Below are 14628 nucleotides of genomic sequence, written 5' to 3' on the forward strand. Positions count from 1 at the left end.
GAATATCGACCATGCAATGGATTTTCATGCTGATTGGCCTGGTGCTCGGCTGGACGCTCGATGAGTCGTTCAGCGATGCGGGCATCGGTGCGCTGTTGGGGCTGGGCATTGGCCAGGCGATCCGCCTGGCGAAGCTGTCCTCCCAGGTGGACCAACAGGCGCGTCAGTTGGAAACCACGCAGAAGTCGCTGATAGCGCTGGGTGAGCGCCTGCGGCAACTGGAAGTGCCTGCGCCTGCAACCAGCAGCGTGTTTGTCGAGCCCGCCGTTGCAGAACCCACCCCCGTCGCCCAAACGCCTGAGCTGGTCTGGGAGCTGCCTGCCGAGCTGACACCTGTGACCATGGTCGCCGAAGCGAGCCAGCCGCTGCCGGATGATGTGTGGGCACCGGCTGCGTCGTCGTCCCCTAAAGAACCTGCCATCCCGCGTGGCCCCAACCTTATCGAGCGTGCCCTCAACGGTGCACGCAATTGGCTGTTTGGCGGCAACACGGTGCTGCGCGTCGGGGTGGTGCTGCTCTTTCTCGGCCTGGCGTTCCTGCTGCGCTACGCCACCGAAGGCATGGTGGTGCCGATCGAGCTGCGTTATGCCGGTGTGGCTGCGGCTGCGGTGGGCCTGCTGGGCCTGGGCTGGTGGCTGCGGCTGCGCAACAGCAACTACGGGTTGATGCTGCAGGGCGCGGGCATTGCGGTGTTGTACCTCACGGTGTTTGCGGCGATGCGTGTGCATCTGCTGATCGATCCCGGCGCGGCAATGGGGTTGCTGGTCGCCGTCACGGTATTTTCAGCGATCCTGGCGATCACCCAGGATGCCCTCGGCCTCGCCTGTGCGGCGGCTTTGGGCGGTTTTGCGGCACCGATCCTGGTATCGACCGGCGCCGGAAGCCATGTGGCGTTGTTCAGTTACTTTGCGTTGCTCAATGCCGGCATTCTCGCGATTGCCTGGTTCAAGGCCTGGCGCCTGCTGAATGTGATCGGCTTTGTGGGCACCTTCGGGATCGGTTTCGCCTGGGGTATGCGTTCCTACACGCCGGAGCTGTTGTGGAGCACCGAGCCGTTCCTGCTCCTGTTTTTCGCGATGTACCTGGCAATCGGCCTGTTGTATGCCTGGCGCAAGTTGCTGGAGATGGGCGAGGGCGACAGCCTGGGTACGCAATTGCGCAAGGGCGACTATGTCGACGGCACCTTGTTGTTCGGCCCGCCGCTGGTGGGCTTTGGCTTGCAGTTCGCGCTGGTGCAACACCTTGAGTTCGCCGCTGCGTTCAGTGCGCTGGGCCTGGGCATTATTTACATGGTCTTGGCCCGTGTATTCAGTGGTGGGCGCGCCGGGCTCCTGACGGAAACCTGTCTGGCCCTGGGGGTGATCTTCGCCAGCCTGGCCATTCCCTTGGGCCTCGATGCACGCTGGACCGCTGCGGCGTGGGCTGTCGAAGGCGCCGGGATCTTCTGGCTCGGCCTACGCCAGCATCGCCCCGTGGCGCGGGCGTTCGCCTTGCTGTTGCAACTGGGTTCGTTGCTCGCCTTCCTCAGCGAACTGCGCGATGGCCAGGACACCTTGCTGCTGGGCCCTCCATTAGGGGCGTTGTTGCTGGGCGCCGCACTGTTGTTCAGTTTTTACCAACTACACAAAGCCGCGCCGGAGCAGAGCCGGCGTTGGGAACGTCTCGGCGCTCCAGGGCTCGCCATACTCGGCCTGGGTTGCGCCTACCTGCTGGCGCCGCTGTTGTTTTCAACCCAAGGCAGCATCGTCAGTTGGGCAGTTGCGGGCCTTGCGACCCTATGGGTGGGCCAGCGTATCGGCTCGCCGGTGGTAGTGCGCTGTGGCATTGCTGTGCAAGTCCTTTCGGGCGCGCTGTTTGCCCTCGACCCCGTGAGCAATGCCTGGACGCCGATGATCATTGCCTTGGCGGCAATGCCCGGCGCCTGGCGCTTGCCCCGTGGCCGTTTGTCCTCAGCTCTGCTGGCCTGGGGTGTGGCGTGGTGGGCGCTGGCGGTGATCATTGAAGTGTGGCGCTTGGCGCCTGTACCTTTGCACGCTGCACTGTTGCTGCTGGCGGCTGCGCTGAGCGGGGTGATCTGGACGTTACTGGCGCTGCGTTTGCGCTGGGTGGCGTTGGGTCTCGCCAGCACGTTGCTGATGCCTGCGGCGGGCCTGGTGTTGTGGGACGCATGGACCGAGTATTACCACCCAGCCGCGCAGTTCGGCTGGCTGGCCTGGCTGGCGGTGTTCGGGGTGCATTTCATCTCGCTGCGACGTTTGGCGGCACTGGTGCCTGGAAAGGTCTTAAGCGCGGCTCATGTACTGGGCTGCTGGATGCTGATCGGCGTACTGGCACTGGAACTGCGCTACGGCTTGCTGATGCTCTCGAGCGAATACAACGCCTGGCGCTGGCTGGGCTGGGCGATCCTGCCAAGCCTGTACCTGGTGCTGGCCGCCGCGCCGCGCAGCTGGCCGTGGCCTGTTTCCGCGTACCCAAGGGAATACCGCGTGCTCGCCGCATTGCCGCTGGCGGTGCTGATGCTCGGTTGGTTCTGGCTGGCGAACATCTTCAGTGACGGCACTGCCAAGCCGCTGCCCTATCTGCCCATGCTCAATCCGCTGGACCTGGGCCTGCTGTTCGCGTTGCTGGGCATTTACCTGTGGTCGCGCAGCGCCGCGCCGCAGCGGGGGCCGCGTGTCGAGTCGATCGCCCAAGGTGTCGCGGGGCTTTCGCTGTTCGCCTTCTTTACCGCGCTGGTGATGCGCACGGCCCACCATTGGGGCGGCGTGCCGTTTCAATGGGATGCGTTGCTGGAGTCGATGCTGGTACAGGCCGGCCTGTCGATTGTCTGGACCCTGATCGCCCTCGGCCTGATGATCGGCGGCCACCTGCGCCATCGTCGTGAAGTGTGGCTGATCGGCGCGGCGCTGATTGCGGTGGTGGTGGCCAAGCTGTTCTTCGTCGAATTGAGTAACCGCGGCGGCCTGGCGCGGATCGTGTCGTTTATCGGCGTGGGCGGGTTGTTGCTGGTGGTGGGCTATTTTGCACCGTTGCCGCCCAAACGTATTGAAACTGAGGGAGCGTCTTCTTGATAGGCAAGCTGAGTCTGAGTGGGTTAACGATATGGACGCTGTGCTCGGTGGCGTTTGCTCAAGAGCGGCCGGCTGATTTCGCCACCCAGGTGCCGCTCGCCGTGAGCGGCACTGGCCCCTGGTATCGCCTGGACTTGCCGTTGGCGGTTCAACTGAATGCACGCCAGGCCGATCTCAGCGATGTGCGAGTGTTTAACGCCGCCGGTGAACCCCAGGCCTATGCGCTGTCTCGCCAGTCCGTGCAACGCTCCGAGAGTCGCAACGTCACTGACGTGAAGTGGTTCCCGCTGTACGCCGCCGACACTCAAACAGCGTTGCCCGACGTGGTGATGAAGGCCTCTACCACAGGCACCTTGGTGGAAATAACCCCATCCACTGCACCCAAACCCGGCAAGCAAGTACTGCGCGGCTGGGTGTTGGACGCCAGCGCGATCAAGGCGCCCTTGCAGCAATTGACCCTGGACTGGAGCCGCGAACAGGAGGGCTTCCAGCGTTTCAGCATCGAGGCCAGTGATGACTTGCAGCACTGGGACGCCTGGGGCGATGGGCAGGTGGCGCGCTTGTCGTTTGCCGACGAACGGGTCGAGCAACATGACGTGAACTTGCCCGGGCAATCGGCGCGCTACCTGCGTCTGGTCTGGCAGGGCCAGGCGGCGCCGCTGCTGACCTCGGCCAAACTGGTGAGCGCTACCCGCAGCAGCGTGCCGCTGCCGTTGGTATGGTCGCAGCCGCTCACGGGTACGCGGCTTGGCGCCGGGGAATACAGTTGGCAGTTGTCGGCGGGGGTGAGCATCGAACGCTTGCGCGTCGAGTTGAAGCAACCCAACACGCTGGCGCCCGTGACGTTATCCGGTCGAAGGGACAGCAAGCAGGCATGGCAGCCGTTGAGCAATGGTCTGTTGTATCGCCTGACCCAGAATGGCCAGGACGTGGTGCAGGATGAACTGCAACTGCCGGGGCAAACGGTGGCCGAGCTCAAATTGCAGGTAGATGAGCGCGGTGGTGGTCTGGGCGTCGAGGCGCCGGCGCTGCGCTTTGCAGTGCGTGCCACGCAGTTGGTGTTCCTGGCGCGGGGGGAGCCACCGTTTACGCTGGCGTTGGGCAATGCGTCCGCCAAGGCCGCGAGCTTGCCGCTGTCGACCTTGATCCCGGACTACAAACCCGAGCGCTTCGAGACGCTGGGGCAGGCCAAGGTCGTCGGGGAAGTCGCGGTCACACCGGTTGCGATGGTAGCCGCTGCCGATCCCGGGACGAACTGGAAAAAGCTTGGGCTCTGGGCCGTACTGCTGCTCGGCGTGGCGGCACTGGGCGCCATGGCCTACAGTTTGCTGCGCAAGCCGCCGGCGGCACGTTAAATAAAGTCCATGAACTCTATTGGGTTTAAATCCTCTGATAGGAGGAAATACGCCCCGACTCGCGTTAAACTGCGCGGGTTTTCAAGCCCCCCATTCTCCGGAGCCTTACATGTCCCGCGTTACCTTGAGTCGCTATTTGATCGAGCAGACCCGCAGCAACAACACGCCTGCCGATCTGCGCTTCCTTATCGAAGTGGTGGCGCGTGCTTGCAAGGAAATCAGCCACGCCGTTTCCAAAGGCGCACTGGGTGGTGTCCTGGGCAGCATGGGCACTGAAAACGTGCAGGGCGAAGTGCAGAAGAAGCTCGACGTCCTGTCCAACGAAATCCTGCTCGAAGCCAACGAATGGGGCGGTCACCTGGCCGGCATGGCGTCCGAAGAAATGGACAATGCCTACCAGATCCCCGGCAAATACCCGAAAGGCGCGTACCTGTTGGTGTTCGACCCACTGGACGGTTCGTCCAACATCGATATCAACGCACCGGTCGGCACCATCTTCTCGGTACTGCGTTGCCCGAATGAATACCTGAGCCAGAACGAAGCGCTGAACGAAAAAGCCTTCCTGCAGCCAGGCACCGAGCAGGTCGCTGCCGGCTACGCGATCTACGGCCCGCAGACCATGCTGGTGCTGACCCTGGGTGACGGCGTCAAGGGCTTCACCCTGGACCGTGAAATGGGCAGCTTCGTACTGACCCACGAAGACATCTCCATTCCTGGGTCGACCCAGGAATTTGCGATCAACATGTCCAACCAGCGCCACTGGGAAGAGCCGGTGAAGCGCTACGTCAACGAGTTGATGGAAGGTGAGGAAGGCCCGTTGAAGAAAAACTTCAACATGCGCTGGGTGGCCGCGATGGTCGCCGACGTGCACCGCATCCTGACCCGTGGTGGCCTGTTCATGTACCCACGCGACAGCCGCGAGCCGTCCAAGCCGGGCAAACTGCGCCTGATGTACGAAGCCAACCCGATGTCGTTCCTGGTTGAGCAGGCGGGCGGCGCGTCCACCGACGGCCATCAGCGCATCCTCGACATTCAGCCGGAAGGCCTGCACCAGCGTGTGGCGGTGTTCCTGGGGTCGAAGGAAGAAGTCGAGCGCGTGACGGCTTACCACAAGAAGTAAGCTGCGGCGACAAGTGACTGGTGTTGTTGTGAGCCGGTTCACCGTTGAAGAAGCCCCGAAACGTTTCAGCGTTTTTGGGGCTTTTTTGTTTTCGCTCATCGGGAACCAGACACCTCTTTTCCCTTCTAAGCTTCTGGCAGATACCCACGCTGCTTCGTCCCTCCAGGAGTGTTTCCATGTCGTTACGCCGTTTCGCTTTGCTGGCTTTTTGCGTGCTGTTGGCCGCTTGCAGCAAGGTCAACCAAGAAAACTATCAAAAATTGTCGGCTGGCATGGCCAAGGCTGAGGTGGAGTCGTTGCTGGGCAAGCCGACCGATTGTTCCGGCGCACTGGGCATGTCCAGTTGTACCTGGGGCGATAAAAACAGCTTTATCAGCGTTCAATATGCCGGTGACAAGGTTCTGATGTTTTCCGGGCAAGGCCTGAAGTAAACCGGGGCGCAAGCCTGCGGGAGAAGAAGAATGATGCGTTTTGTTTTGTTCCTTTGTGCCAGCCTGTTTTTGGCGGGCTGTGCCAGCCATTCTGGCGATGATCTGCAACCCAAGACAGCGAGCAACGTCAACCTCAAGCGTTACCAGGGCACCTGGTATGAGTTGGCCCGATTGCCGATGTACTTCCAGCGCAACTGTGCGCAGTCCGAAGCCCGCTACACCCTGTTGCCCGACGGCGACATGTCGGTGTTCAACCGCTGCCTGACGACCGAATGGAAGTGGGAGGAAGCTAAGGGTACCGCCACCCCGCAAGTGCCGGGCAAGACCGACAAGCTCTGGGTGGAATTCAACAACTGGTTCACCTCGCTGCTGCCGGGCGTCGCCAAGGGCGACTACTGGGTGCTGTATGTCAGCGATGACTACAAGACCGCCATTGTCGGCAGCCCGAGCCGGCGCTACATGTGGATCCTTTCGCGCACGCCAACGGTCAATGCGGACACCCGCGAAGACCTGCTGAGCAGGGCGCGACAGCAGGGGTATGACACCACACGGTTGATCTGGCGTACGTCGGACAAGCAGATGGCGAAGACTTCGCAATAATCTGAGAACTCCTCAATCCAATGTGGGAGGGGGCTTGCCCCCGATAGAGGTGTGTCAGTATCTGATTTGCTGGCTGACACTCTGCAATCGGGGGCAAGCCCCCTCCCACACGTTTTAACCGAGTAAGTCCCTTAGAACCTGCGTGAATGCGAGGCTACTGTCTTCCTCGCCGGCATGTCGCCCATCACGCACCACCCACTTTCCATTCACCAGCACATCCCGCACCTGCCGATCACCGCCGGCAAACAACCAGCGATTCAGAATCCCGTCCTCGGTCGCCGTGGCCAGGTACGGATCATTACCGTCCAGCACAATCCAATCCGCACGTTTGCCCACTTCCAATCGGCCAATTGGCTGTCCCAGCGCCTGGGCACCACCGTCCAGCGCGGCATCGAACAGCGTGCGCCCAACCATCGGCTGGTCACTGCGATACAAGCGGTTACGCCGTTGATCACGCAGGCGCTGGCCGTATTCCAGCCAGCGCAATTCTTCCACCACGCTCAGTGACACATGGCTGTCGGAGCCGATACCCAGGCGTCCGCCCTGAGCGAGGAAGTCCACCGCCGGGAAAATCCCATCACCCAGGTTGGCCTCGGTGGTCAGGCACAAACCGGCAATCGCCCGGCTCTTGGCCATGCGCGTCACCTCATCGGCGTCGGCATGGGTGGCGTGCACCAGGCACCAGCGTTCATCGACGTCGACATTGTCATACAGCCATTGCAGTGGGCGTTTGCCGCTCCAGGCCAGGCAGTCGTCGACTTCCTTCTGCTGCTCGGCAATGTGGATATGCACCGGGCACGCCTTGTCGCTGGCGGCCAGCACTTCGTTGATTTGTTGCGGTGTGACGGCGCGTAGCGAGTGAAAACACAGGCCCAGTTGCTGTGCGGGTTGCGCGGCCAGAATTGGCTGCAGACGCGCTTGCAGCTCCAGATAATTTTCAGTGCTGTTGATAAAGCGCCGCTGGCCTTCATTGGGCGCCTGGCCGCCAAACCCAGAGTGGGTGTAGAGCACCGGCAACAACGTCAGGCCAATCCCGCTGCTGGCCGCCGCCTGGCTGATCTGCCGCGACAATTGTGTGCGATCGGCATAGGGCTGGCCGCTGACGTCATGGTGCACGTAGTGAAACTCGGCCACCGAGGTATAGCCGGCCTTGAGCATCTCGATATACAGCTGGCGCGCGATGACCTGGAGTTGGTCCGGGTCGATCTTGCCGACCATGCGGTACATCAGGTCGCGCCAGGTCCAGAAACTGTCATTCGGGTTGCCGGCCACCTCGGCCAAGCCGGCCATGGCACGCTGGAATGCGTGAGAATGCAAGTTCGGCATACCCGCCAAGACCGGCCCTCTCAGCCGTTCGGCCCCCTCTGCGCTGGCATTGGCCTCAACGTTGGTCAGCAGGCCATCGGCGCTGACTTCAAGACGTACATCATTGGCCCATCCATCAGGCAGCAGCGCGCGTTCGGCGAAGAAAGCGGACATGATCAAGGCACCCCGGTCGTGTGTTTATTTGTATATACATATACAGACGTTTGCCTGCTCGGTAAACTCCGGCAATCTATGCATCTTTTTCCCCTGCAAGGATTCCCCGTGCCGACTCCGCCCGCCAACTCTTCGCTGGCTGCCCACATGGACGAAAGTCCGGCGCCCTTGTATGCCCGCGTCAAACAGATGATCAGCCAGCAGATCCTCAACGGCAACTGGCCGCCCCATTACCGCGTGCCATCGGAGAGCGAGTTGGTCAGCCAACTGGGTTTCAGTCGCATGACCATCAACCGCGCCCTGCGCGAACTCACCGCCGAAGGGTTGCTGGTGCGCATGCAAGGCGTCGGCACGTTTGTCGCCGAGCCCAAGAGCCAGTCGGCGCTGTTCGAGGTGCACAACATCGCCGATGAGATCGCCTCCCGCGGTCACCGGCATACCTGCCAGGTCATCACCCTGGGTGAAGAGGCCGCCGGTTCCGAGCGCGCCGTTGCCTTGGAGATGCGTGAAGGCGGGCGGGTGTTCCATTCATTGATCGTGCACTTCGAAAACGATATTCCCGTGCAAATCGAAGACCGCTTCGTCAATGCCCTGGTCGCGCCGGAATACCTGCAGCAGGATTTCACCCAGCAAACGCCTTACGCCTACCTGAACCAAGTGGCGCCACTGACCGAAGGCGAGCATGTGGTCGAAGCCATCCTTGCCGACGCCGCCGAGTGCAAGCTGCTGCAAATCGAGCCTACCGAGCCGTGCCTGTTGATCCGCCGACGCACCTGGTCGGGTCGCCAGCCGGTGACCGCTGCGCGTTTGATCCACCCCGGTTCCCGTCACAGCCTGGAAGGACGTTTCAGTAAATGAGTAGCGTAAAAGTCTGGCGCGCCGCTGAGTACGTACGCATGCCGTGGAAAAACGGCGGCGGCAGCACTGAAGAAATCACCCGTGATGCAGGTACAGGGCTGGATGGCTTTGGCTGGCGCTTGTCGATTGCGGATATCGCTGAATCCGGCGGTTTCTCCACCTTTGCCGGCTATCAGCGCGTGATCACCGTAATCAAGGGCGCCGGCATGGTCTTGACCGTGGACGGCGAGGAGCAGCGCGGGTTGCTGCCGCTGCAAGCTTTTGCGTTCAAGGGTGACAGCCAGGTGTCATGCCGTTTGATCACCGGGCCGATCCGCGACTTCAACCTGATCTATTCGCCCCAGCGTTACCACGCACGGCTGCAATGGATCGATGGCGAACAGCGCTTCTTCAGCACGGCGCAGACAGTGCTGGTGTTCAGTGTCGCGGATGAAGTGAAGGTGCTGGACCAAAAGCTAGGCCATCACGACTGCCTGCAAGTGGACGGTAACACTGGCCTGCTGGAGGTTGCCGTGAGCGGTCGCTGTTGTGTTATCGAACTGAGCAACAGCTGAGCGCTTGTATGACCGGCGCTCAGCCAGCGTGGGGAGATGGGTTTACTTAACGCACATCAGTTGAAAGCCCATCGAAGAATCGCCCGCGGGTTTGTTGTCTCCCACTTTCAGCGTTAAAACGTTGACGTAGTTGATCGCCGGGACGCTCCCCAACTTGGCGTGGCCGTAGAAGATGTGATCATTGGAGCTGACGTCCGTCACCGACACGGTGCAAAACCGTGGCGCGTCCTTGAACACTCCCGGCACAAACCTGACTTTGTAATCGGAGAAGTAATCAGGTTGGGCGGTGAGTTTCACGTCCTTGATCCACTTGGGTGACTGCGCAGTAATTTTTCCTGTTTTATCAAGGGTCGCAGTAAAGGTGTCGGCAATGGCCTGGACTGAAGCCATGCTTGTCGCCATGAGTACGATAAAGATGCCTGCCCGTTTTAGAGTGGTCACGATAAGTCTTCCATGGTGTTGGGTGTGTGAAAGCCGACTCTAAACCACTGAATATACAAAAAAATCCGTTTTTACTGGGCTACAGATAACTCAGAAAAATCGTCGTTGGGACGCGCCTTTTACCTGGCAGGCCAGGCGCGCCATTTCACTGCTACGCATGCCCACCCTCGATTCCCAACCGTGCGCACCATTTTGTTACCGAATGCCCCAATGCGGCGCAATGCTGCATTGGGGTGACAAACCCCTCTCCCGGGAAGAAACGTCTGCAAGAAATTTCATCAAGCCTCAAAGCCTCAATTTCCAAGGCTTGCACACCCCTTCACAAAAAATCCCGACAACGCCTTTCTAAAGTTGGCCGCTTGATTGCATATGCTTGTATGTACAAGTAAAGATGTGTGCGTAAGACTCTCCTTCGCACCATCCATGTTCGCGCATCATGCCGAGGAGTCCAGTCGTGACCGATTTTTCTAAAGCCAGGCCTACAAAATACCGTGACGTCGAAATCCGTGCCGCCCACGGTAACAAGCTCACCGCCAAAAGCTGGCTGACTGAAGCGCCGCTGCGCATGCTGATGAACAACCTCGATCCACAAGTGGCCGAGAACCCGAAAGAGCTGGTGGTGTATGGCGGTATTGGCCGCGCAGCACGCAACTGGGAGTGCTACGACCAGATCGTCGAGAGCCTCACCCACCTGAATGACGACGAAACCCTGCTGGTGCAATCCGGCAAGCCGGTCGGCGTGTTCAAGACCCACAGCAATGCACCGCGTGTACTGATCGCCAACTCCAACCTGGTGCCGCACTGGGCTAGCTGGGAGCACTTCAACGAACTGGATGCCAAGGGCCTGGCCATGTACGGCCAGATGACCGCCGGCAGCTGGATCTACATCGGCAGCCAGGGCATCGTCCAGGGCACCTACGAAACCTTCGTCGAAGCCGGTCGCCAGCATTACAACAGTGACCTCAAAGGCCGTTGGGTACTGACTGCCGGCCTCGGCGGCATGGGCGGCGCCCAGCCGCTGGCGGCCACTCTGGCTGGCGCCTGCTCGCTGAACATCGAGTGCCAGCAGGTCAGCATCGATTTCCGCCTGAACAGCCGTTATGTCGACGAACAAGCCACCGACCTCGACGACGCCCTGGCACGCATCGCCAAATACACCAAGGAAGGCAAGGCTATCTCCATCGCCCTGCTGGGCAACGCCGCCGAAATCCTGCCGGAACTGGTCAAGCGTGGCGTGCGCCCGGACATGGTCACCGACCAGACCAGCGCCCACGACCCCCTCAACGGTTACCTGCCCGCTGGCTGGACCTGGGACGAATACCGCGCCCGCGCCAAGACCGAGCCCGCCGCCGTGATCAAGGCCGCCAAGCAGTCGATGGCCGTGCACGTCAAAGCCATGCTGGAATTCCAGAAGCAAGGCATCCCGACTTTCGACTACGGCAACAACATCCGCCAGATGGCCCAGGAAGAGGGCGTGGAAAACGCCTTCGATTTCCCGGGTTTCGTCCCGGCCTATATCCGCCCGCTGTTCTGCCGTGGCATCGGCCCGTTCCGCTGGGCGGCGCTGTCCGGTGACCCGCAGGACATCTACAAGACCGACGCCAAAGTCAAAGAGCTGATCCCGGACGACGCGCACCTGCACAACTGGCTGGACATGGCCCGCGAACGCATCAGCTTTCAGGGCCTGCCGGCACGTATCTGCTGGGTTGGCCTGGGCCAGCGCGCCAAGCTCGGCCTGGCGTTCAACGAAATGGTGCGCAGCGGCGAGTTGTCGGCACCGGTGGTGATCGGCCGTGACCACCTCGATTCCGGCTCGGTCGCAAGCCCGAACCGCGAAACCGAAGCCATGCAGGACGGCTCCGACGCCGTATCCGACTGGCCGCTGCTCAACGCTCTGCTCAACACCGCGAGCGGCGCGACCTGGGTGTCGCTGCACCACGGTGGTGGTGTGGGCATGGGCTTCTCCCAGCACTCCGGCATGGTCATCGTCTGCGACGGTACCGATGAAGCGGCTGAGCGGATCGCCCGTGTGCTGCACAACGACCCAGCCACCGGGGTGATGCGCCACGCAGACGCCGGTTACCAGATCGCGATCGATTGCGCCAAGGAGCAGGGCTTGAACCTGCCGATGATCAAGTAAGCCAGCACCACCCTGAAACAATCCATCAGAGGTTGAACCGACATGGCTGCAAATGACACCACCCCGTTGATCGAAAGGCGTTCGATCGACTACATCCCGGAAGCGGAAAGACACGGTCGTCTGTTCAGCCAGTTCACCCTGTGGATGGGCGCCAACCTGCAGATCACCGCGATTGTCACCGGGGCCCTGGCCGTGGTGCTGGGCGGTGATGTGTTCTGGTCGTTGATCGGTCTGTTGATCGGTCAACTGATCGGCGGTGGGGTCATGGCGTTGCATGCGGCGCAAGGGCCCAAGCTGGGCCTGCCGCAGATGATCTCCAGCCGGGTGCAGTTCGGTGTGTATGGCGCGGCGATTCCGATCGTGCTGGTGTGCCTGATGTACCTGGGTTTCACCGCCACCGGCACCGTGCTTTCGGGGCAGGCGCTGGGCCAGTTGTTCGGGGTCAGCGACAGCGTGGGCATCCTGATTTTCGCCAGCGTGATCGTGTTGGTCACGGTGCTCGGCTACCGGGTGATCCATTTCATTGGCCGCGTCGCCAGCGTCATTGGCGTGGTCGCCTTTGTCTACCTGTTCAGCCGGCTGGTGAGCCAGACCGATGTGGGCGCACTCCTGCAAATCCGCCACTTCAGCTGGAGCAGTTTCCTGCTGGCGGTATCGCTCGCGGCCTCCTGGCAGATTGCCTTCGGCCCTTACGTGGCGGACTACTCGCGTTACCTGCCAAGCAAGACGTCATCGGTGAAAACCTTTTTCGCCGCCGGCGCCGGTTCGGTGGTGGGCGCGCAGGTGGCCATGGTGCTGGGCGTGTTTGCCGCGGCCATGTCCAACGGTCAGTTCGCCGGGCATGAAGTGGCGTACATCGTGGGCTTGAGTGGCACGGGTGCTACCGCTGCGTTGCTGTACTTCAGCATCGCGTTCGGCAAGGTCACCATCTCGACGCTGAACTCCTACGGCAGCTTCATGTGCATCGCGACCATCATCAGCGGCTTTCGTGGTCGCCTGGAGGTCACGCGCCTGCAGCGCCTGGTGTTCGTGCTGGCGATTGTCGGCACGGCGACCCTGATCGCATTGCTCGGCCAGCACTCGTTCCTGGGGGCGTTCAAGTCCTTCATCCTGTTCCTGCTGGCGTTCTTCACGCCCTGGAGCGCGATCAACCTGGTGGACTACTACTGCATCACCCGCGAGCGCTATGACGTACCGGCGCTGGCCGACCCGAACGGTCGCTATGGCCGCTGGAACCTGCTGGGAATCAGCGTCTACGTGTTCGGCGTGCTGGTGCAGTTGCCGTTCATCTCCACCAAGTTCTACACAGGTCCCTTGGTGGCCGCGCTGGGTGATGTGGATATCTCCTGGATCATCGGCCTGGTACTGCCCGCAGCGCTGTATTACCTGTGTGCGAAAAAATGGCACGGCACCGTGCCCGATCAACTGATCCTGCCAACAGAGCAGGGCGCTATACCCACAACAAACGGGCTGGCTGCACAGGCCTGATGGGACGTGGACAGGGCAGGATGCCTACTGACTGCCGTAATCCATTTCAAGATTGGGAGCGTCACAACAATGAAAATGCATAAGACCCTGATGGCTACCTTGCTCTCTGCGGGCTTGCTGGCCAGCGCTGGCGCCCAGGCAGCCGGTTGGTGCGAATCCGGCAAACCGGTGAAATTCGCCGGGCTGAACTGGGAGAGCGGCATGTTGCTCACTGACATCCTGCAAACCGTGCTGGAAAAAGGCTACGACTGCAAAACCGACAGCCTGCCGGGCAACTCCATCACCATGGAAAACGCCCTGAGCAGCAATGACATCCAGGTGTTCGCCGAAGAGTGGGTCGGCCGCAGCGAGGTCTGGAACAAGGCCGAGAAGGCCGGCAAAGTCGTCGGCGTCGGTGCCCCTGTAGTGGGCGCTATCGAAGGCTGGTACGTGCCGCGCTATGTGATCGAAGGCGACGCCAAGCGCAAGCTGGAACCCAAGGCCCCGGACCTGAAAAACATCGCCGACCTGGCCAAGTACGCCTCGGTGTTCAAGGACCAGGAAGAGCCCTCCAAGGGTCGTTTCTACAACTGCCCGGCCGGCTGGACCTGCGAGCTGGACAACAGCGAGATGCTGAAAAGCTATGGGCTGGAAAGCACCTACACCAACTTCCGCCCCGGCACCGGCCCGGCGCTGGATGCGGCGGTGCTGTCGAGCTACAAGCGTGGCGAGCCGATCCTGTTCTACTACTGGTCGCCCACGCCGCTGATGGGCCAGGTCGATTTGGTCAAGCTGGAAGAAAAACCCGGCGTGGATAAAAGCGTGAGCATCAAGGTCGGCCTGTCCAAGACCTTCCACGAGCAAGCCCCTGAATTGGTGGCCGTGCTGGAAAAGGTCAACCTGCCCATCGACCTGCTGAACCAGAACCTGGGCCGCATGGCCAAGGAGCGAATTGAGTCGCCAAAACTGGCGAAAATTTTCCTCAAGGAACATCCTGAAGTCTGGCACGCCTGGGTGAGCGACGACGCAGCCAAGAAAATCGACGCGGCCTTGTAGGTCAAGCGTGCCCGGCTACCCTGAGGGGCTGGCCGGGCGCCTGGCCACAACCCACT

At 61.3% G+C, this 14628-nt stretch carries 12 protein-coding genes; 10 read left to right on the forward strand and 2 right to left on the reverse strand.

What is annotated here, in order from left to right; translation table 11 throughout:
• Nucleotides 1-11 precede the first annotated feature (11 nt).
• The 5 genes from BM017_RS16475 to BM017_RS16495 all read left to right on the forward strand — a co-directional run bounded on the left by BM017_RS16475 (nucleotide 12) and on the right by BM017_RS16495 (nucleotide 6577).
• A complete protein-coding gene (locus BM017_RS16475) occupies nucleotides 12-3071 on the forward strand; it encodes a DUF2339 domain-containing protein (protein ID WP_092246298.1) in 3060 nt (1019 codons plus the stop codon).
• On the forward strand, nucleotides 3071-4426 hold the full coding sequence (locus tag BM017_RS16480; RefSeq protein ID WP_092246673.1) for a DUF3999 domain-containing protein: 1356 nt from the start codon (nucleotides 3071-3073) through the stop codon (nucleotides 4424-4426). The genes BM017_RS16475 and BM017_RS16480 overlap by 1 nt, the downstream gene beginning before the upstream one ends.
• Before the next feature lie 109 nt (nucleotides 4427-4535).
• Nucleotides 4536-5546 carry a class 1 fructose-bisphosphatase gene (locus tag BM017_RS16485; protein ID WP_092246301.1) on the forward strand — a complete coding sequence of 337 codons (1011 nt, stop codon included), beginning with the start codon at nucleotides 4536-4538 and terminating at the stop codon, nucleotides 5544-5546.
• Nucleotides 5547-5722: 176 nt separating this feature from the next.
• A complete protein-coding gene (locus tag BM017_RS16490) occupies nucleotides 5723-5977 on the forward strand; it encodes a hypothetical protein (protein WP_092246304.1) in 255 nt (84 codons plus the stop codon).
• Between the two features lie 30 nt (nucleotides 5978-6007).
• Nucleotides 6008-6577 carry a lipocalin family protein gene (locus BM017_RS16495; protein WP_058423714.1) on the forward strand — a complete coding sequence of 190 codons (570 nt, stop codon included), beginning with the start codon at nucleotides 6008-6010 and terminating at the stop codon, nucleotides 6575-6577.
• Nucleotides 6578-6691: 114 nt separating this feature from the next.
• On the opposite strand, the gene BM017_RS16500 is transcribed toward BM017_RS16495, so the two are convergent.
• The gene (locus BM017_RS16500) at nucleotides 6692-8056 is read right to left on the reverse strand and encodes a formimidoylglutamate deiminase (RefSeq protein WP_092246307.1); all 1365 of its coding nucleotides are present in this window, start codon (nucleotides 8054-8056) and stop codon (nucleotides 6692-6694) included.
• Nucleotides 8057-8203: 147 nt separating this feature from the next.
• Here BM017_RS16500 and hutC point away from each other — a divergent pair, with 147 nt between their 5' ends.
• A complete protein-coding gene (hutC, locus tag BM017_RS16505; protein WP_224265956.1) occupies nucleotides 8204-8914 on the forward strand; it encodes a histidine utilization repressor in 711 nt (236 codons plus the stop codon).
• Nucleotides 8911-9468: a HutD/Ves family protein gene (locus tag BM017_RS16510; protein ID WP_092246310.1), complete on the forward strand. Its 558-nt coding sequence runs from the start codon at nucleotides 8911-8913 to the stop codon at nucleotides 9466-9468. Before hutC ends, BM017_RS16510 begins: the two co-directional genes overlap by 4 nt.
• A 42-nt stretch (nucleotides 9469-9510) precedes the next feature.
• Here BM017_RS16510 and BM017_RS16515 read toward each other — a convergent pair whose 3' ends face one another.
• A complete protein-coding gene (locus BM017_RS16515) occupies nucleotides 9511-9909 on the reverse strand; it encodes a hypothetical protein (protein WP_092246313.1) in 399 nt (132 codons plus the stop codon).
• A gap of 436 nt (nucleotides 9910-10345) precedes the next feature.
• Here BM017_RS16515 and hutU point away from each other — a divergent pair, with 436 nt between their 5' ends.
• The 3 genes from hutU to BM017_RS16530 all read left to right on the forward strand — a co-directional run bounded on the left by hutU (nucleotide 10346) and on the right by BM017_RS16530 (nucleotide 14572).
• Complete coding sequence (gene hutU, locus BM017_RS16520; RefSeq protein ID WP_071492409.1) at nucleotides 10346-12049, forward strand: urocanate hydratase; 1704 nt, start codon at nucleotides 10346-10348, stop codon at nucleotides 12047-12049.
• A 42-nt stretch (nucleotides 12050-12091) separates the two neighbouring features.
• Nucleotides 12092-13537, forward strand: coding sequence for a purine-cytosine permease family protein (locus BM017_RS16525; RefSeq protein WP_092246316.1), 1446 nt, complete (start codon nucleotides 12092-12094; stop codon nucleotides 13535-13537).
• 69 nt (nucleotides 13538-13606) lie between these two features.
• Nucleotides 13607-14572: an ABC transporter substrate-binding protein gene (locus tag BM017_RS16530; RefSeq protein WP_071492407.1), complete on the forward strand. Its 966-nt coding sequence runs from the start codon at nucleotides 13607-13609 to the stop codon at nucleotides 14570-14572.
• Nucleotides 14573-14628 lie beyond the last annotated feature (56 nt).

The sequence above is a fragment of the Pseudomonas sp. NFPP04 genome (assembly GCF_900113815.1).
Taxonomy (GTDB): Bacteria; Pseudomonadota; Gammaproteobacteria; order Pseudomonadales; family Pseudomonadaceae; genus Aquipseudomonas; species Aquipseudomonas extremorientalis.